15 protein-coding genes are annotated in these 17,588 nt (G+C 74.1%); 7 read left to right on the top strand and 8 right to left on the bottom strand.

Annotation, left to right across the window (positions count from 1 at the left end; all coding sequences use genetic code 11):
* Positions 1-39: 39 nt before the first annotated feature.
* The gene (locus ACWEPF_RS02345; protein ID WP_452171045.1) at positions 40-759 is read left to right on the top strand and encodes a DedA family protein; all 720 of its coding nucleotides are present in this window, start codon (positions 40-42) and stop codon (positions 757-759) included.
* A gap of 77 nt (positions 760-836) precedes the next feature.
* On the opposite strand, the gene pyrE is transcribed toward ACWEPF_RS02345, so the two are convergent.
* The 8 genes from pyrE to ACWEPF_RS02305 form a co-directional block, all read right to left on the bottom strand.
* Positions 837-1,373 (bottom strand): orotate phosphoribosyltransferase, encoded by a 537-nt coding sequence (gene pyrE, locus ACWEPF_RS02340; RefSeq protein WP_345289968.1) that lies wholly within the window; start codon positions 1,371-1,373, stop codon positions 837-839.
* A 37-nt stretch (positions 1,374-1,410) separates the two neighbouring features.
* On the bottom strand, positions 1,411-2,298 hold the full coding sequence (locus tag ACWEPF_RS02335; RefSeq protein ID WP_452171044.1) for an SRPBCC domain-containing protein: 888 nt from the start codon (positions 2,296-2,298) through the stop codon (positions 1,411-1,413).
* 219 nt (positions 2,299-2,517) lie between these two features.
* Entirely contained in the window at positions 2,518-4,161 is a 1,644-nt protein-coding gene (locus ACWEPF_RS02330; RefSeq protein ID WP_452171043.1) for a spermine/spermidine synthase domain-containing protein, read from the bottom strand.
* 79 nt (positions 4,162-4,240) lie between these two features.
* Positions 4,241-4,819 carry a DUF2617 family protein gene (locus ACWEPF_RS02325; RefSeq protein WP_345289965.1) on the bottom strand — a complete coding sequence of 193 codons (579 nt, stop codon included), beginning with the start codon at positions 4,817-4,819 and terminating at the stop codon, positions 4,241-4,243.
* A gap of 324 nt (positions 4,820-5,143) precedes the next feature.
* A complete protein-coding gene (locus tag ACWEPF_RS02320) occupies positions 5,144-6,307 on the bottom strand; it encodes a pyridoxal phosphate-dependent aminotransferase (protein WP_452171042.1) in 1,164 nt (387 codons plus the stop codon).
* Between the two features lie 129 nt (positions 6,308-6,436).
* The gene (locus ACWEPF_RS02315; RefSeq protein WP_345289963.1) at positions 6,437-6,985 is read right to left on the bottom strand and encodes a type III secretion system chaperone family protein; all 549 of its coding nucleotides are present in this window, start codon (positions 6,983-6,985) and stop codon (positions 6,437-6,439) included.
* 161 nt (positions 6,986-7,146) lie between these two features.
* Entirely contained in the window at positions 7,147-9,762 is a 2,616-nt protein-coding gene (gene clpB, locus ACWEPF_RS02310) for an ATP-dependent chaperone ClpB (RefSeq protein WP_452171041.1), read from the bottom strand.
* Positions 9,763-10,000: 238 nt separating this feature from the next.
* Positions 10,001-10,903 (bottom strand): LysR family transcriptional regulator, encoded by a 903-nt coding sequence (locus ACWEPF_RS02305; RefSeq protein WP_345289961.1) that lies wholly within the window; start codon positions 10,901-10,903, stop codon positions 10,001-10,003.
* 70 nt (positions 10,904-10,973) lie between these two features.
* On the opposite strand from ACWEPF_RS02305, the gene ACWEPF_RS02300 reads away from it, so the two are divergent.
* The 6 genes from ACWEPF_RS02300 to ACWEPF_RS02275 all read left to right on the top strand — a co-directional run bounded on the left by ACWEPF_RS02300 (position 10,974) and on the right by ACWEPF_RS02275 (position 17,563).
* Complete coding sequence (locus tag ACWEPF_RS02300) at positions 10,974-12,080, top strand: TDT family transporter (RefSeq protein WP_452171040.1); 1,107 nt, start codon at positions 10,974-10,976, stop codon at positions 12,078-12,080.
* Between the two features lie 409 nt (positions 12,081-12,489).
* Positions 12,490-13,455, top strand: a complete 966-nt coding sequence (locus ACWEPF_RS02295; protein ID WP_452171039.1) for a LuxR C-terminal-related transcriptional regulator — start codon at positions 12,490-12,492, stop codon at positions 13,453-13,455.
* 16 nt (positions 13,456-13,471) lie between these two features.
* A complete protein-coding gene (locus ACWEPF_RS02290) occupies positions 13,472-14,248 on the top strand; it encodes a LuxR C-terminal-related transcriptional regulator (RefSeq protein WP_452171038.1) in 777 nt (258 codons plus the stop codon).
* Entirely contained in the window at positions 14,241-15,239 is a 999-nt protein-coding gene (locus ACWEPF_RS02285; RefSeq protein ID WP_452171037.1) for a LuxR C-terminal-related transcriptional regulator, read from the top strand. Before ACWEPF_RS02290 ends, ACWEPF_RS02285 begins: the two co-directional genes overlap by 8 nt.
* 391 nt (positions 15,240-15,630) lie before the next feature.
* On the top strand, positions 15,631-16,602 hold the full coding sequence (locus ACWEPF_RS02280) for a LuxR C-terminal-related transcriptional regulator (protein ID WP_345289956.1): 972 nt from the start codon (positions 15,631-15,633) through the stop codon (positions 16,600-16,602).
* Entirely contained in the window at positions 16,595-17,563 is a 969-nt protein-coding gene (locus ACWEPF_RS02275) for a LuxR C-terminal-related transcriptional regulator (RefSeq protein ID WP_452171036.1), read from the top strand. Before ACWEPF_RS02280 ends, ACWEPF_RS02275 begins: the two co-directional genes overlap by 8 nt.
* The last annotated feature ends 25 nt before the right edge of the window (positions 17,564-17,588 follow it).

Here is a 17,588-nt window from a genome sequence, read left to right as displayed (position 1 = left end):
CTTCAGCCCCCCGTAAGGGCGGGGCGCTATCCTGCGCCCGTGGACTACAACCAGCTCGCCGTCAATCTGCTCGACGCCAAATCGCTCGTCGCATCGGTCGGTGTGATCGGCATCCTGGCGATCATCTTCGCCGAGACCGGCCTGCTGGTCGGGTTCTTCTTCCCGGGCGACTCGCTGCTCATCCTGGCCGGCGTGGCCGCCTCCAGCGCCGCCGAGAAGGTGCTCGGGGAGGGGGCGCAGATGTCGATCGCGGCCCTGCTGATCGGTGCCCCGCTCTGCGCCATCGCCGGGGCCCAGCTGGGGCACCTGTTCGGGGTCAAGGTCGGGCCCAAGATGTTCGACAAGCCGGATTCGAAGATCTTCCGCCGCGAGTTCGTGGTGAAGGCCGAGGAGTACTTCGACAAGTTCGGCCCGGCCAAGGCCGTGGTGCTGGCCCGCTTCATCCCGATCGTGCGGACCTTCCTGAACCCGGTCGCGGGCGTGCTGGAGATGCCGGCCAAGACCTTCTTCGTCTGGAACGTGATCGGCGGCCTGCTGTGGACCGAGTCCATGCTGCTGATCGGCTACTTCACCGGTGACCAGCTGGCGCCCGTGATCGACAAGTACCTGATCCCGGCGATGCTGCTGATCATCCTGGTCTCGCTCTCCCCGGTCTTCATCGAGGTCTGGCGCGAGCGCAAGAAGAAGAAGGCGGGCGCTGCCACCGCCGAGCAGGCCCCGGCCGAGGCGACCGGCAACGGCCGGCACCGCAAGGGCTGATCCCCCGTCACGCGCGAGTGGCCCGCCGTTTCACGTGAAACACGTGGAGCGGCGGGCCACCGTCATGTGGTCGTCCGTCAGAGACCCAGGTCGTCCAGGTCGTAGGCGGTGACGTACTCCAGGCCCGCCTCGGCGATGGCCGGGGCCGCGCCGCGCTCGACGATCACCGCGACGCCGACCACCTCGGCGCCCGCCTCGCGGAGCGCCTCGACGGCGGTCAGCACCGAGCCGCCGGTGGTGGAGGTGTCCTCGACCGCCAGCACCCGGCGGCCCTTCACGTCCGGGCCCTCGATCCGGCGCTGCAGGCCGTGCGCCTTGCCCGCCTTGCGGACCACGAAGGCGTCCAGCTTCCGGCCGCGGGCGGCGGCGGCGTGCAGCATCGCGGCGGCCACCGGGTCGGCGCCCAGGGTCAGGCCGCCGACCGCGTCGTACTCCAGGTGCGCGGAGGCGTCCAGCATGACCGAGCCGACCAGCGGGGCGGCCTCGGCGTCCAGGGTGATCCGGCGGAGGTCGACGTAGTAGTCGGCCTCCTTGCCGGAGGAGAGGGTGACCTTGCCGTGCACGACGGCCTTGTCCTTGATCTGCGCCAGCAGGGCGTCGCGGTCGTTGCTCATGGACAGTCAGTCTACGGGCGCGGTACGCGGACTCCGGTCAGCGCCTGCGCAGGGCGCGGACCAGGACCACCGCGCCGCCGAGCAGCACCGCGCCGCCGCCGATCACCCAGGGCAGCGGGTTCCGGTCGCTCGCGGCGACCACCTCCGGGCCGCCCCAGCGGCTGGCCGCCCGGGCCCGCGCGCTGCGGGCCGGCAGGGCCGGGGCGTAGCGGCCGCGCGGCGGGGCGTGGTCCACCTCCTCGGCCGAACGGCCGACGATGCTGCGGCGGACCGGGCCGGAGGCGGCGGCCGGGTCGGCCAGGTAGTCGAACGCGGGCTCCGGCTCGGCCTGCCGCTCCGGCTCGGCGGCGGTGGGTTCGGGGAGGACGGCGTCCGCGGGGAGGTCGTCCTCGGTGAAGGCGATCAGGTCGGAGAGGTCGTCGTCCAGGTCGGCGCCGAAGCCGGCCGCGTGGTCCTCCAGGTAGACCACGGTGGCCTCCGGAGGCTCGGCCCCGCTCAGCTCGGCCGCGAGCTCGGCCGCGAAGCGGTCCAGCAGACGGCGGCCGGTGGTGCCCAGGGTGGCGGCGTCGAACTCGGTGAGGCGGCCGGTGGCGGACAGGTCACCGGTGAAGCGGAGGGTGCAGGACTTCTCGTCGTCCTCGGCGGTGGGCTGCACCGAGAGGCGGACGGTGGCGGTCACCTCGCCGGTGCCGCGCGCCTCCTGACCCTCCGCCAGGACGGTCAGCACGCCCTCGCGGCCCTCGATCAGCGAGAGCTCGCCGCGGTAGGTGATGGTCGAGCCGCCGATCCGCAGACGCAGCCGGGCGGCGCCGCCCGGCTCCTCGTCGGTGGTCAGCCCGGGGACGCAGCGGGACACCAGCTCCTGGTCCCGCAGGGCCTCCTGGACGGTGGCGGCGGGCAGCTGGACGACAACCTCATGCTCCATGCCGTCGAGCCTACCCACCCGGGGTGGCGGTCGAGCAGAGGCTGCGCGCACCAGGTCCGATCGGGGGCCGCGGCGGATGTACGTGGTGATGCCGGGGGCGCGGGGAACTGCGCGCGGGGGAACGGCAGCACGTGCAACTGGCTCGGCTGACCCGACCCAGCACTGGTCCGCCTTCCGTACTCGCGCAGTTCCTCGCGCCCCTGCGGGCCGCTCCGCGGATCAGCCGAGGAGGGTGCGCGGGGCGGGGAGGGGGTCGGGGCGGGCGGTGGCGAGGGCGGCGGCGGAGGTGCGGAGGCGGTCGGGGGTGAGGGAGCGGGTGGGGGCGGTGAGGGTGAGGGCGGGCGGGGTGCGGGCGGCGAGGACGAAGGTGGCGGGGGTGCCGGGGCCGCGCGGGCAGTGGCGGGGGCCGTCGGCCGCGGGGTAGGGGGCGGTCCGCAGCCCGGCCGCCCGGAGGGTGGCCTCGGCCGGCCAGAGCTCCTCGGCCCGGACGGCGATCCGCCCGCCGGGGGCCAGCAGCCGCGCGGCCAGCCCGTAGAACTCCTGGGTGTCGTACGGCCGCCCGCGCAGCTCGCTGAGCACCACGTCGTACGACCCGTCGGCCCCGCGCAGCCACCGCAGCGGCTCGCCCGTCACCAGCCGGACCCGGGGGTCGGCCAGCGAGTGCTCGCCGAGGGCGGCGAGGGCCGGGTCGTGCCGGGCCAGGTCGGCCAGGACGGGGTCGGGTTCGACCAGCACCACGGAGCGGACCGTCGGGTGCCGCAGCACCTCGCGCAGGGCGAGGCCGTCGCCGCCGCCGAGCAGCAGGACCCGCCCGGCGGGGCCGCCGCCGAGGGCGGGGTGGGCGAGGGCCTCGTGCTCCCGGTACTCGTCGGGGCCGCAGACGGCGAGCCGTCCGTCGAGGTAGAGCTCCAACGGCCCGCGCTGGGGCGGGACCCGGGTGGCGGAGCCGACGGCGGAGACGGCGGTGGGGTCGGCGTCGCCGGTGAGGACGATCTCCTGGAGCCGGCCGTGCAGGGCGAGGCGGACCTGGGCGCCGTAGATGGCCTGGCGGGCGGCGCGTTCGATGGCGTCGGTGCAGGCGGCGGCGACGGCGAGGGCGAGCAGCACCAGGCCGCAGCCGGCCCAGAGCAGGACCCGGGTGCGGGGTGACACCTCGTCACGGAACAGCCGGAGCACCACGGCGGCCCCGGCGACGGCGTTGACCGCACCGGTGAGCAGGGCGCCGGTGCTCTGGCCGAGCTGGGGGAGCAGGACGAAGGGGAAGGCCAGCCCGCCGACCAGCGCGCCGACGTAGTCGGCGGCGAACAGGTCGGCGGCGGCGCGGCCGGCGTCCTCCCGGCGGATGCGCTGGATCAGGGTCATCAGCAGCGGGATCTCGGCGCCGATCAGCACACCGATCAGGAAGGTGGCGACGACCACCCCGGCGAGCGTCGCCCCGTGGTGGTCCAGGCGGGCCCAGGCCCAGTAGAGGAGGAGCACGGAGGTGCCGCCGGTGAGGGCCAGTGCGCACTCGACCAGGGCGAAGGAGGCGGCGGGTCGGCGGGTGAGCCGTTTGGCGAGCAGCGAGCCGACGCCCATCGCGAAGACCATCACGGAGAGCACCACCGAGGTCTGGGTGGTGGTGTCGCCGAGGAGCTGGCCGCCGAGGGCGACCAGCTCCAGTTCGTACACCAGGCCGCAGGCGGCGCAGACGAAGGCCGCGAGCAGCACCAGCAGCCGGGCCGCCCGGGCCCGGCCGCGCAGCGGCACCGGGCGGGCGGCGTCCCGGGCCCGGACCGCGCTCGCCCCGATCACGGCCAGACCGGCCGGGTCGTCGGGTGCGGGGAGCGGACTGAGGGGTGGGCCCGGTGGATGGTTGATCACGAACAAACGCTAGGCGAGGCGAGCGGCCGACCGCTGCACCCATTCGACGGACTTGACGGTGCAGAGAATTGACGTTTCATCACCATGGGCTACCTGTCGGACGGTCCGGCTCGGACGCGTTTGCGAAGACCGTCAACGAGGACCGGGTGCAGACCAGCCGGCCCTCCTGCGGGTAGGCGTGCCAGGTCCGCCAGAGGACCCGCTGCTCGTCGCCGTGCGCGACCAGCGCGGTGAAGGCGCTCGGGTCCCCGGGGAAGACCCCGGCCAGCGCGTACGGGTGGCCCTCGACCAGGGCGAGCAGCTCCTGCGCCCGGGCCGCGAAGACGTGCGGGGAGAGCTCCTCGATCCGGGCCGCGAACTCGTACTCCCAGCCGCCGACCTGTTTGGCCACCCGGGCGGGCAGCGGGGTCTGACGGCCCGGCAGGCAGGCCACCGTCTCCAGGCACTCACCGGGGCCGGCCGCCAGGATCACCTGGTGGGAGGCCCCGAGCAGCCTGAGTTGCAGCGTCCCGCCGGCGAGCCGACCGGGCGGCGTGCTGCCGATGCGGTCGAGTCTCAGGTCCCGCACGGCGAGCGCGGGCAGCGGACTGCCGCCCAGGCACCAGGCCAGGTCACCGGCTCGGGTGTCCGTGTAGGAGGTCTGCAGTGTGGTGAGCATGCTGGGCTCCGCGTTTCAGCTCCGTGCGCGCCCGCCGTCAGCCTCCGGCCCGGCGTTGGCGTCGGGGCTGTTCGAAGCTGTGCGGTCCGTGGCGCGGCCGACCGTGGAAGGAAGGATTCCGGCTGGAGATTCAGCAGCAGAGAAGCACGAATTCTCCGGGTCCGTCAGGGATTTACCCAGCTTTGCCCGGCATTCACCGTTCTGGCTACACCCTCTACCCTGGTGTGATCAACCCGGTGCACGACTCTGAACGGCGCGCGCCCCCTTCACCGGAGCGTGCGCCGTTCACCACCCTCGTGCGCTGGGGCGCACGGTGAGGGGCCGTCAGAGCCTGCGCAGACGGGTGACGGCCTCCTCCAGGACCTCGTCCTTCTTGCAGAAGGCCCAGCGGACCTGGCTGCGGCCGGCCTCGGGGTCGTCGTAGAACACCGCGTTCGGGATCGCCACCAGGCCGCAGCGCTCGGGCAGCTTGCGGCAGAACTCCAGGCCGTCGGTCTCGCCGAGCGGGGTGATGTCGGTGGTGATGAAGTAGGTGCCCTGCGGGCGGTAGACCTCGAAGCCGGCCGCCGCCAGGCCGTCGGCGAGCAGGTCGCGCTTGCGCAGCAGGTCGCTCCGGAAGCCGTCGAAGTAGGCGTCGGGCAGGCGGAGCGCGTCGGCCACGGCGTACTGGAACGGGCCCGCGCTGACGAAGGTGAGGTACTGCTTGGCGGTGCGGACGGCGGCCACCAGCTCGGGGGAGCCGGTCACCCAGCCGACCTTCCAGCCGGTGAAGGAGAAGGTCTTGCCGGCCGAGGAGATCGAGACGGTGCGCTCGCGCATGCCGGGCAGGGCGGCGATCGGGTGGTGGGCGGCGGGGCCGTACACCAGGTGCTCGTAGACCTCGTCGGTGACCACCAACAGGTCGTGCTCGACGGCCAGTTCGGCGATCGCGCGGAGCTCGTCGGCGGTCAGGACGGTGCCGGTCGGGTTGTGCGGGGTGTTGATCAGCAGCAGCCGGGTGCGCGGGGTGACCTTGGCGCGGAGCCCGTCCAGGTCGGGGCGGAAGTCCGGGGCGCGGAGGGTGAGCGGCACCCGGGTGGCGCCGGCCATCGCGATGCAGGCGGCGTAGGAGTCGTAGAACGGCTCCATCGCGATCACCTCGTCGCCCGGCTCCAGCAGGGCGAGCAGCGAGGCGGCGATCGCCTCGGTCGCGCCGGCCGTGACCAGCACCTCGCGGTCGGGGTCGTAGGACAGGCCGTAGAGCCGCTGCTGGTGCTCGGCGATCGCGTGGCGGAGCTCGGGGATCCCGGGGCCGGGCGGGTACTGGTTGCCCTTCCCGGTCAGCACGGCATCGGCCGCGGCCCGGGCGATCTCGGCCGGGCCGTCGGTGTCCGGGAAGCCCTGCCCGAGGTTGATCGAACCGGTGGTGACGGCGAGGGCGGACATCTCCGCGAAGATCGTCGTCCCCATGCCCGCCAGACTGCGGTTCAGCAGCGGCCTCGTACCCATCAGGTGCTCCTCACGGTTCGTGGAAATCGGGGCCATCCTCGCGGCGGGGGAGGGGCGGGGCAAGGGGACGCCCTGCGGGTACGGGAAAGGCCCGCCTCCCGGGGGAGACGGGCCTTCCGGAGCGCTGGATCAGCTCTCGTCGGTGGGGGCGGCGGCGTCGCCGCCCTCGCCCTCCTCGATCTCCTTCTGGAGGCCGAGGCGCTCGACGATCCACTGCTCGAAGCCGACTGCGGCCTGGGTCCAGTTGGCGGTGGTGGTGACGAAGTACTCCAGGTTGACGCCGGTGCCGACGATCATCTGGGACTCGCCGATCAGGCGGACCACGCCGTCCTCGTGGGTGTGGGTGTAGACCTTGGGCCAGAGGGTCTCGCGGTTCCACTCGTCGATGAGGTCGAGGATCTCGCCCTTGTCCTCGAGCGGGTAGGCGCGGTCGTAGAAGGCACGGACCGCGAAGAGCTCCTTCTGCTCGCCGCGGAACATGTAGTAGACCCGGAAGCCCTCCCAGGGAGCGGTGAGGTCACCCTCCTCGTCGACCACGTGCTTGAGCTGCATCTGGTCCAGCAGCTGGCCGACCAGGGCCTGGTCCGGCACGACGACCGGCGGCGGGCCCTGGGGGGCCGGCTGGCCGCCGCCCTGCGGGGCGCCGAAGGAGGGAATGGACGACGGGTCGATGCTCATCGGGGGTCCTTTTCTCAGTGCACGAGGAGGTGGCGAACTGTGAGGGGCCGCCCTTCCGGGACCCATCCTGCCTCATTCGCGGCCCGGGACACAGGGCCTACCGGGCCCGGGCCGCGAACTCCACTACTCCCTGGGCGAACGTGCTCCGGCGGCGCCCCGGATCACTTCCGCAGGCCCGTGCCGGGGGCCTGCGCGCGGACCGTCAGGCGGTCGCCGGCCTCGTCCTGCTCGACCACCACGGTGTCCCCGTCGTGCACCTGGCCGGAGAGGATGGCGCGGGCCAGCTGGTCGCCGATCGCGGACTGCACCAGGCGGCGCAGCGGCCGGGCCCCGTAGGCCGGGTCGTAGCCGGTGAGCGCCAGCCAGTCGCGGGCGGCCGGGGTGACCTCCAGGGTGAGCCGGCGGTCGCGCAGCCGGGCGCCGAGCGCGGCGACCTGGAGGTCGACGATCCGGCTGAGCTCCGCGGTGCCCAGCGGGTCGAAGACCACGATGTCGTCGAGCCGGTTGAGGAACTCGGGCTTGAAGGCGGAGCGGACGGTGTCCAGCACCAGCTGCTTCTTCCGGTCCTCCGGGGTGGCCGGGTCGACCAGGTACTGGCTGCCCAGGTTGGAGGTGAGGATCAGGATGGCGTTGCGGAAGTCCACCGTCCGGCCCTGACCGTCCGTCAGCCGGCCGTCGTCGAGCACCTGGAGCAGCACGTCGAAGACCTCGGGGTGGGCCTTCTCGACCTCGTCCAGCAGCACCACGCTGTACGGGCGGCGGCGGACCGCCTCGGTGAGCTGGCCGCCCTCCTCGTAGCCGACGTACCCGGGCGGGGCGCCGACCAGCCGGGAGACCGAGTGCTTCTCGCCGTACTCGCTCATGTCGATCCGGACCATGGCCCGCTCGTCGTCGAAGAGGAAGTCGGCCAGGGCCTTGGCGAGTTCGGTCTTGCCGACGCCGGTGGGGCCGAGAAAGAGGAAGGAGCCGGTCGGCCGGTCCGGGTCGGCGATGCCGGAGCGGGTGCGCCGCACGGCGTCCGCGACGGCGCCCACGGCCTCGCTCTGGCCGATCAGGCGGCGGCCCAACTCCTCCTCCATGCGCAGGAGTTTGGCGCTCTCGCCCTCCAGCAGCCGGCCGGCCGGGATACCCGTCCAGGAGGCCACCACGTCGGCCACGTCGTCCGGGCCGACCTCCTCCTTGACCATCGAGTCGGAGGCGTCCTCGTCCTTGGCGTGCTGCTGGGCCTCGGCCAGCTCGCGCTCGGCGGCCGGCACCTCGGCGTACATCAGCTTGGAGGCGCGCTCGAAGTCGCCGTCCCGCTGGGCGCGTTCGAGCGCTCCGTGCAGGTCGTCCAGGCGCTCCTTGAGCTCGCCGACCCGGTTGAGGGACTTCTTCTCCTGCTCCCACCGGGCGTTGAGCGCGCTCAACTGCTCCTGCTTGTCGGCCAGGTCGCGGCGCAGCCGCTCCAGCCGGTCCACCGAGGCCGGGTCGGACTCCTTCTCCAGCGCCAGCTCCTCCATCCGCAGCCGGTCGACCGAGCGCTGGAGCTGGTCGATCTCGACCGGGGAGGAGTCGATCTCCATCCGGAGCCGGGAGGCGGCCTCGTCCACCAGGTCGATGGCCTTGTCCGGCAGGAAGCGGGCGGTGATGTACCGGTTGGAGAGGGTGGCCGCGGCCACCAGGGCGGCGTCCGCGATCTGCACCTTGTGGTGCGCCTCGTAACGGCCCTTCAGGCCGCGCAGGATGGCGATGGTGTCCTCGACGCCCGGCTCGCCGACCAGCACCTGCTGGAAGCGGCGCTCCAGCGCCGGGTCCTTCTCGATCCGCTCGCGGTACTCGTCCAGCGTGGTCGCGCCGACCATCCGCAGCTCGCCGCGGGCCAGCATCGGCTTGAGCATGTTCCCCGCGTCCATCGCGGAGTCGCCGCCGGCGCCCGCGCCGACCATGGTGTGCAGCTCGTCGATGAAGGTGACGACCTGTCCGTCGCTGGCCTTGATGTCGTTCAGGACGGCCTTCAGCCGCTCCTCGAACTCGCCGCGGTACTTGGCCCCGGCCACCATCGCGCCCAGGTCGAGCGAGACCAGCCGCTTGCCGCGCAGCGACTCGGGCACGTCGCCCGCGACGATCCGCTGGGCCAGGCCCTCGACCACGGCGGTCTTGCCGACGCCCGGGTCGCCGATCAGCACCGGGTTGTTCTTGGTCCGGCGGGAGAGCACCTGGATCACCCGGCGGATCTCCTGGTCCCGGCCGATCACCGGGTCCAGCTTGCCGTCGCGGGCCGCCTGGGTCAGGTCGGTGCCGTACTTCTCCAGCGCCTTGTACGTGCCCTCCGGGTCGGCGGAGGTGACGCGGGCCGAGCCGCGGACGTCCTTGAACGCGGCCAGCAGCGCCTTCGGAGTGGCGCCGTGGTCCTTGAGCAGCTCGGCCACCTGGCCGCCCTCGGCGGCCAGGCCGACCAACAGGTGCTCGGTGGAGAGGTACTGGTCGTCCAGGTCCTCGGCCCGCTTGCCGGCCTCGGTCAGCACCGCGAGGGTGTCGCGGGCCAGCTGCGGGGCGGAGACGGTGGAGCCCTGGGCGCTGGGGAGGGCTGTGGCCTGCCGCTTGGCGGCGGCGGTGACGGCGGTGACGTCCGCGCCGACCGCTTCGAGCAGGGGGCGGGCGACGCCCTCCGGCTGCTCCAGCAGCGCCAGCAGGATGTGCACCGGCTTGACGTCCGGGTTACCTGCGGCGCTGGCCTGTCGGATCGCGGCGGACAGGGCGTCCTGGGTCTTGCTGGTGAACTTGCTGGCGTCCACTACTGGCGTGCTCCTCTTTGACTCGAGTGGTGTACGACAAGTTGAGTCTAGCGCGCTCAACCTTGCTTTGGTAGGTGGTCACCCCGGGGCGCGGGGCTCTGCTGATGTGCGGCTCCGCCGCGCGGGCGCGAGTTCGGAAGGCGGACCGGCGTTGGATCGGGGCATGCGAGCCAGTTGCACGTGGTGCCGTTCCCCTGCGCGCAGTTCCCCGCGCCCCCGGGTCGCTGCCTTCCGGGCGTCAGCGTTTGCGTGTCAGTCCCAGCAGCTCCCGGGCGGGCCCGGCGGGGCGGTGGCCGGCGGGCCAGACGGCGCGGAGGGGCCGGTGGAGGTCCACGCCCTCGACCGGGACGGCGACCAGGCGGCCGGTGGCGAGCTCCTCGGTGACGGCGAGTTCGCTCAGGCAGACCGGCCCGGCGCCGGTCATCGCGGCGGCCTTGAGCGCGGTCGAGGAGGCCAGCTCCAGCCGCGGCGCGGCGGTGCCGCCGTACGGGGCGAGCGCCTGCTCCAAGACCTCCCGGGTGCCCGAGCCGGGCTCGCGCAGGACCAGCGGGGTGGCGGCCAGTTCGGTGCCGGTGAGCGGGCTGCGGCGGCGGGCCCAGGGGTGGCCGGGGGCGACCACGACCACCAGCCGGTCGGCGGCGACCACCGCGCCGTGCAGGCCGGGCGGGGTGGTCGGGCCCTCGACGAAGCCGAGGTCGGCGTCGCCGCCGAGGACGTGGGCGGCGACGTCGGCGGAGTTGGCGGTGCGCAGGGTGACGGCGGTGTCGGGGCTGACCTGGTGCAGGGCGAGCAGCCAGCCGGGCATCAGGTACTCGGCGACGGTGAGGCTGGCGACCACGGTGAGCCGGGAGTCGCGGCGGCCGCGCAGGGCGTCGATCCCGGCGTCCAGGGCCTCGGCGGCCTCGACCACGTTGCGGGCCCACTCGACCACCAGCCGGCCGGCCTCGGTGGGCCGGGAGCCGCGCGGGGAGCGGTCCAGCAGCGGGACGCCGATCTGCTGCTCCATGCCCTTGATCCGGGCGCTGGCGGCGGGCTGACTGACCCCCAGTTCGGCCGCGGCCCGTCCGACGCTGCCGAGTCTCGCCACCGCGAGCAGCAGTTCCAGGGCGCCGAGTTCGGGGACGTGCGGGGAGAGGGCCATAGGGCCAGGCTATGCCGCCATCCATCCGGCCGCGCTACCGGCGGCGGTGCGCGGGGCGCACCGTGGAGGCATGGCCACGATCACCGCACCCCGCACCCTCGCCGGCTACGGCCTCGACCTCTCCCGGCTCGGCCCCAACTGGTACGCCGCCGTGATGGGCACGGCCATCGTGGCCAACGGGGCCGCCGCGCTGCCGCTCGCCCTGCCGGGCCTGATCGGCTTCGGCGAGGCGGTCTGGGCGCTCTCTGCGGTGGCCCTGCTGGTGCTGGTGGCCGGGCGGCTGGTGCACTTCACCAAGCACCGCGAGGCGGCCCGCGAGCAGCTGCTGGACAACCCGGCCACCGCCGTCTTCTACGGCTGCCCGCCGATGGCCCTGCTGGCGGTCGGCTACGGCACCGAGGTGCTCGGCTCCCGGCTGATCGGCGGTCAGGCCGCGCTCGCCGCCGACCTGGTGCTGTGGACCGTGGGCACCCTGTACGCGGTGGTGGTGGCCTTCGGCATCCCGTACCTGATGATCACCCGGCACCGGCTGTCCCCGCTGGAGGCCAACCCCACCTGGCTGCTGCCCGTGGTGGCGCCGATGGTCTCCGCCGCGCTCGGCCCGGTGCTGGTGCCGCACCTGCCCGAGGGGCTGCGGCCGGCCATGCTGTACGGCTGCTACGCGCTCTTCGGGGCCAGTCTGCTGGCCACCCTGGTGCTGCTGCCGGTGGTCTTCGCCGGGCTGGTGCACAGCAAGCTGCCCGCGCTGGTGCTGACCCCCTCGCTCTTCCTGGTGCTCGGCCCGCTCGGCCAGTCCACCACCGCGGTGAACCAGCTGGCCGACGCGGCCAAGGGCACGGCCCCCGAACTGGCCTCCTTCGCGGTGGGCTTCGCGGTCCTCTACGGGGTCTCCACGATCGGCTTCGCGATGCTCTGGCTGGCCGTGGCGCTGGCCGCCAACCTGCGGGCGCTGCGGGCCGAGATGCCCTTCGCGATGACCTGGTGGGCCTTCACCTTCCCGGTCGGCACCCTGGTCACCGGAGCCGCTGGCCTGGCCCGGCACACCGGGTTCGACGGCTTCACCGGCCTCGCGGTGGCGCTCTACCTGCTGCTCGTCACGGCCTGGGCGGTGGCCTCGGTGCGCACCCTGGCGGGGCTGCGGGACGGCCGCCTGCTGGGACCGGTCCAGTCCACCTGACGGACCGTCGGGAGGTCCCGGGCCCGCGCCCGGCTGCAGGTTCCTGCACTTGCGGGAACCTGCAGCCGGGCGCCCCTTGTTCGCAGCCCCCCCTGCTGTGAAGGTTGGGAACACGCCAAGGTCGTCCGGGCAACCGCAGCCCGGGACAGGTGACTTGTCCCACCACGGGGGACACCGGTGCGTCCGCGCGCCGGTGAGACGAGGTGGGGCCCCGGCCGGGACGCCATGTGTGGTGATGGCCCCGGATCCGGTGCCGGCGAGGCGTTGCTGCTCCGCCTCGCCGGGGTCCCCGGATCCTGGCGCGAGATCGACGGGTTCCCCGGGACGTGGCATCCCGGGGGACACGTCGGCCGACGCCGCTGAGATCATGGCCATGACGGCCTGCGGCGATCGGCGAGGAGGTACCGGGATGGCTGCGGAGACGGCCGGGGCCCCGTTCCCCGACGAGGCGGCCCGAGGGCTCTACCTGACCATCCTGACGGCCGGCGGCCGCGTCCCCTTCACCGACGTGCCCGAGGCCGAGCGGCCCGCGCTGGACCAGCTGCTGCGCACCGGACTGGTGATCCCCAACATCATCGACAAGGCCTACGTCGCGGTCAGCCCCCGCTCGGTGAGCGAACGGATGAGCAGCGAACTGCGGGCCAGCGCGACCAGGCTGCTGCTCCAGGCCGAACGGCTCCCCGACAGCCTCGGCGGCCTCACCCGCGCCTACGACGCCGTCCCGCGGGACGCCGCCGAACCGGCCCAGCCGGCCGTCGTGGTCGGCCAGGACCGGATCCGCCACCGGATCGCCGAGCTGGTCTCCGAGAGCAGCCAGGAGGTGCTCACCGCGCAGCCCGGCCCGCGCAACCCCGAGGGCCTCGCGGTCGCCCGCGTCCAGGACCTCGCCCTGCTGCGCCGGGGCGCCCGGCTGCGCACGCTCTACCAGCCGATGACGGTCAACGAGCCGGCCGCGGTCGAGTACGCCACCGCTGTGGCCGCCGAGGGCGGCCAGGTCCGGCTGCTCGACGAGCCGTACCAGCGGATGCTGATCATCGACCACAAGGTCGCCGTGGTCCCCGCCGAGGACGACTACAGCCGGGCGGTCTTCATCACCGAGCCGGCGGCGGTCGCCTTCCTGGTCGCGGTCTACGAACGCGACTGGGCCCGCGCGGAGAGCTTCGACTGGGGCGGCCTCGGCGCCGCCCCGCCCGCCCTGGCCGCCACCCGCCGGGTCGGCCGCCTGCTCGCCACCGGCCTCACCCAGAAGGCCGTCGCCACCCGCCTCGGCCTGAGCGAACGCACCGTCGCCGGGCACATCTCCCGCCTGCGCGAGCAGTACGGCGCACAGACCCTCTTCCAGCTCGGCTGGCGGATGCGGGACCGCTCCGAGTAACGGGAAGGGGACCGGGATGGAGGCAGGGCAGGAGCGCGCGGCCGCCGCGCTGCGGGCCGACGCGATCGGGATGCTGCTGCGGGCGGAGCGCTTGCCGGAGCTGTTCGGCGCGTTGGCCGGTGCCTACGACGCCGTCCCGCGGGTGGCGGTGACGCCGGAGCGGGGCACCGTCCTCGACGGTCAGGTCGCCATCCAGCAGCGGATCTCCGAGCTGGTCGGGGACTGCCGCGAGGAGGTGATGGCCGCCCAGCCGGGGCCCAGGAACCCGGAGACCCTGGCGGTGTCGCGCCACCAGGACGGGGCGCTGCTCGCGCGGGGCGTCCGGCTGCGGACCATCTACCAGCCGGTGGTGCTCGACTCGCCGGGAACGGTCGGGCACGCCGCGCTGATGACCGCGGCCGGGGCGCGGACCAGGGTGCTGGACGAGCCGTACCAGCGGATGGTGGTCATCGACCGCAAGGTGGCCGTGGTGCCGACCGGCACGGGCCCGGGCCAGGCCGCGTTCATCGCGGAGCAGGCGACGGTGGCCTTCCTGGTGGCGGTCTTCGAACGGGACTGGGAACGGGCCTCCGCCCCCGACTGGGGCGGACTCGGCGAGTCCCCGCGCAGCGGGCCGGCCGCTCGGAGGGTCGGCCGGCTGCTGGCCACGGGACTGACCCAGAAGGCGGTGGCGAGCCGCCTCGGGCTGAGCGAGCGGACGGTGGCGGGCCACATCGCCCGGCTGCGGGAGCAGTACGGGGCCCAGACGCTGTTCCAGCTCGGCTGGCGGATGCGAGGAGACCGTGATGCCTGAACTCCCGGCGTCGGCGGGGGAGTCCGGACCACCGGTCGGACCGGAGCTGCCGGACAAGGCGGAGCGCGAGCTCTACCTGGAGGTGCTGGCCCGGGGCGGGCAGGTGCCGCGAGGGGCCTTCGGGCAGGGGGACCAGGAGGCGCTGCGGCGGCTGCTGGCCGGCGGGCTGCTGGTGGGGAGCGACGACGGCCTCGGCTGGACGGCGGTGGATCCGCGGACGGTGAGCGCCCGGATCAGCGCCGGGCTCCGGACGGCGGGCACCAGGAAGCTGCTGGAGGCCGAGCAACTCGGCGAGGAGCTGCGGGAGTTCACCGCGGCCTTCGATTCGGCACCGCGCCGCTCGGTGCGCTCCGGGGTGGTGCGGCACGTCCACGACATCCGGCAGGTGCTCGATCAGGCACGGGAGTTGGAGGCCACCGCGACGGAGATCCTGAGCGCCCAGTCCGGCGCTCCGCTGGCGCCGCAGCAGCTGGCCGACTCCACCGCGAGGGCCCGGGCGTTCGTGGCCCGCGGCGGCACCGCCCGGGTGCTCTACGAGCCGGCCGCGCGGGCCGATCCCGCCACCGTCGCGTACGCCCGCTCGCTCACCGAACTCGGCATCACGGTGCGGGTGTTGGGTGAGCCGTTCAAGCGGATCACGGTGTTCGACCGGGCCGTGGCGGTGGTCCCGGCGGCCGCCGACCAGAGCAGCGCGGCCTTCGTCGAGGACCCGGCGGTGGTGGCCTTCCTGGTCGGCGGCTTCGAGCGGGACTGGCAGCGAGCCGAGCAGGTCACCTGGGCGGGTGACCAGGCGGCCGAGCCGGAGCGTCCGGTGGAGGAGCAGGTCGGCCGGCTGCTGGCGGCCGGGCTCACCCAGCGCACCATCGCGCTGCGGCTGGGCCTGAGCGAACGGACGGTGGCCGGCCACCTCGCCCGGCTGCGCGAACTGCACGGCGCCGAGACCCTGTTCCAGCTCGGCTGGCGGATGCGGGGAGGCTCCGGGCCGCGCTGACCGGGTGCCCCCGCTGCCGGTTCCTGCACTTGCGCGAACCTGCATGCGCGCAGGTCTTGCCCGGTGTACGGGTGCCTGTGAGGGTGGTACATGCCAAGGCCGACCGGGCCCGCAACGCCCGGTGGGGACGACTTGGCCCGCCCCCGGGGGTGTAGCCGGTGCCCCACGCGCCGGTCTCGAACGGGCGGGCCGCGGCCGGGGTGCCGCTTGTGGTGAACGGCCCCCGAGAAGCGCTGCGGGACGCTGCTGCTCCGTCCCGCCGGAAGCCGTCCGGCCTGGTGCGATGTCGGCGGGTCTCCCGGGGGCTGGGTCCCCCGGGAGGCGCGTCGGGCCGTACCGCGCTGGGATCATGGCCGGAGCGGAACGGAACGGGGCGAGGAGGTACACGGTCATGGCCACGGTGACGCCGACCGGGGACGTCGGGCTGCTCGACGAACAGGCCCGGGAGCTCTACCTGGCGGTGCTCGCCGAGGGCGGCCGGCTGCCGGTCGCCGCCGTGCCCCAGGGTCCGGCGCTGGCACGGCTGCTGGAGACCGGCCTGGTGCGGACGGACGGGCCCGGCACCCGGTACGTGGTGCAGAGCCCGCGCGCGGTGGGCGAGCGGATCAGCGCCGAGCTCTGCGCCGCCGCCGCCCAGCTGCTGCAGCGGGTCGAGGAGCTGCCGCTCGCGCTGGACGGCCTGACCCGGGCCTACGACTCGGTGCCCCGGCAGGGCGGCGACGGTGAGCAGGCCGCCTACGTGGACGGCCTGGTGGGCATCCGGCAGCGGCTGGCCGAGTTGCTCTCCGAGTGCGAGGGCGAACTGCTCACCGCCCAGCCCGGCCCGCGCCCGCCCGAGGGCCTGCGGATGGCCGTCCGCCAGGACACCGCGCTGCGGCGCCGGGGCGTCCGGGTGCGCGCCCTCTACCAGCCCCTGGTGCTCGGCGAGCCGGCCACCGTCGCGTACGCCACCACCCTCTCCGCCGAGGGGGCCGAACTCCGGCTGCTGGACGAGCCGTTCCGCCGCATGATGATCATCGACCGGAAGGTCGCGGTGCTCCCGGCCGCCGACGACCTCACCCGGGCCGTCTTCGTCTCGGATCCGGTGACGGTTTCCTTCCTGGTCGCCGTCCACGAACGCGACTGGGCCCGGGCGGACGCGGTCGACTGGGCCGGCCTGACCGCCGAGTCCGCCACCGACCTCACCCGGGACAGGATCAGCCGCCTGCTGGCGGACGGCCTCACCCAGAAGGCCGTCGCCTCCCGGCTGGCCCTGAGCGAGCGCACGGTGGCCGGCCACATCTCCCGGCTGCGCGAGCGGCACGGGGCCCGCACCCTCTTCCAGCTCGGCTGGCGGATGCGGCGCCGGTGCGGCCATGAGTGAGCGCCGCCCGCTCGGCCCGGCCGAACGGGCCGTCTACACGGCCGTCCTGGCCGAGGGTGGCCGCGTCTGGTTCCGGGACGTCACCGCGGAGGAGGCCCCGGCGGTGCTGCGCCTGCTGGAGTACGGCCTGCTGGTCCACCACACCGAGGACGGCACCCTGACGGCGGTCAACCCGCGCTCGGTAGGAGACCGGAAGGCGGCCGAGCTGCGAGCGGCCGGGATGGAGTTGCTGGGCCGGGCCGAGCACGTGCCGACGCCGCTGGAGGAGCTGGCCCATGCCTACGACGCCGCGCCGCGGCGCTCGGGCCGCACGGGAGTGGTGCGGATCGTCAGCGACATGGAGGAGATCCGCTCCCGCATCGTGCAGATCGAGGCGGAGCGGCGGGAGGAGGTCCTGGCGGCCCAGCCCGGCGGTGCCCGCCCGGCCGAGTTCCTGGCCCAGTCCCTGGGGCGGGACCGTGAGTACCTGGAGGCCGGAGGGCGCAAGTTGACGTTGTACCAGCCGGGTGCCCGGTCGGACGCGCCCACCGTCGAGTACGCCGCGCGGCTCAGCGCGTGGGGCGAACAGATCCGCGTCCTGGACGAGCCGTTCACCCGGATGCTGGTGTTCGACCGTCAGCTCGCGGTGCTCCCGGCCAGGGCGGACAACACCTCGGCGGCCTTCGTCGAGGACCCGGCGGTGATCAATGTCCTGCTGGGGATCTGGGAGCGCGACTGGGAGCGGGCCGAGCGCGTTCGGTGGAGTGAACTCGCGGGTGCGGCAGGAAAGTTGGCGGTACACGAGCAGGTCGGCCGACTGCTCGCACAGGGCCTCAGTCAGCGGGCCGTCGCCTCCCGGCTGGGCCTGAGCGAGCGGACGGTGGCCGGGCACATCGCGAGGCTGCGCGAGCTGTACGACGCGGACACGCTGTTCCAACTGGGCTGGCAGATGCGCGGGGCGGAGGGGATGTCAGGTGAGTGACCGTCCCCGCGCGTCCGTGGGCGGA

This window comes from Kitasatospora sp. NPDC004289, from assembly GCF_053602875.1.
The sequence above is the reverse complement of the archived record's forward strand: the minus strand, read 5'-3'. Positions and strand labels throughout refer to the sequence as shown.

What these genes read in the sequence shown, in the direction of transcription:
- pyrE (WP_345289968.1), bottom strand. Translation starts at nt 1,373, where the DNA reads ATGAGCAACGACCGCGACGCCCTGCTGGCGCAGATCAAGGACAAGGCC.
- ACWEPF_RS02335 (WP_452171044.1), bottom strand. Translation starts at nt 2,298, where the DNA reads ATGGAGCATGAGGTTGTCGTCCAGCTGCCCGCCGCCACCGTCCAGGAG.
- ACWEPF_RS02325 (WP_345289965.1), bottom strand. Translation starts at nt 4,819, where the DNA reads ATGCTCACCACACTGCAGACCTCCTACACGGACACCCGAGCCGGTGAC.
- ACWEPF_RS02320 (WP_452171042.1), bottom strand. Translation starts at nt 6,307, where the DNA reads ATGGGTACGAGGCCGCTGCTGAACCGCAGTCTGGCGGGCATGGGGACG.
- ACWEPF_RS02315 (WP_345289963.1), bottom strand. Translation starts at nt 6,985, where the DNA reads ATGAGCATCGACCCGTCGTCCATTCCCTCCTTCGGCGCCCCGCAGGGC.
- ACWEPF_RS02305 (WP_345289961.1), bottom strand. Translation starts at nt 10,903, where the DNA reads ATGGCCCTCTCCCCGCACGTCCCCGAACTCGGCGCCCTGGAACTGCTG.
- ACWEPF_RS02300 (WP_452171040.1), top strand. Translation starts at nt 10,974, where the DNA reads ATGGCCACGATCACCGCACCCCGCACCCTCGCCGGCTACGGCCTCGAC.
- ACWEPF_RS02295 (WP_452171039.1), top strand. Translation starts at nt 12,490, where the DNA reads ATGGCTGCGGAGACGGCCGGGGCCCCGTTCCCCGACGAGGCGGCCCGA.
- ACWEPF_RS02290 (WP_452171038.1), top strand. Translation starts at nt 13,472, where the DNA reads ATGGAGGCAGGGCAGGAGCGCGCGGCCGCCGCGCTGCGGGCCGACGCG.
- ACWEPF_RS02285 (WP_452171037.1), top strand. Translation starts at nt 14,241, where the DNA reads ATGCCTGAACTCCCGGCGTCGGCGGGGGAGTCCGGACCACCGGTCGGA.
- ACWEPF_RS02280 (WP_345289956.1), top strand. Translation starts at nt 15,631, where the DNA reads ATGGCCACGGTGACGCCGACCGGGGACGTCGGGCTGCTCGACGAACAG.
- ACWEPF_RS02275 (WP_452171036.1), top strand. Translation starts at nt 16,595, where the DNA reads ATGAGTGAGCGCCGCCCGCTCGGCCCGGCCGAACGGGCCGTCTACACG.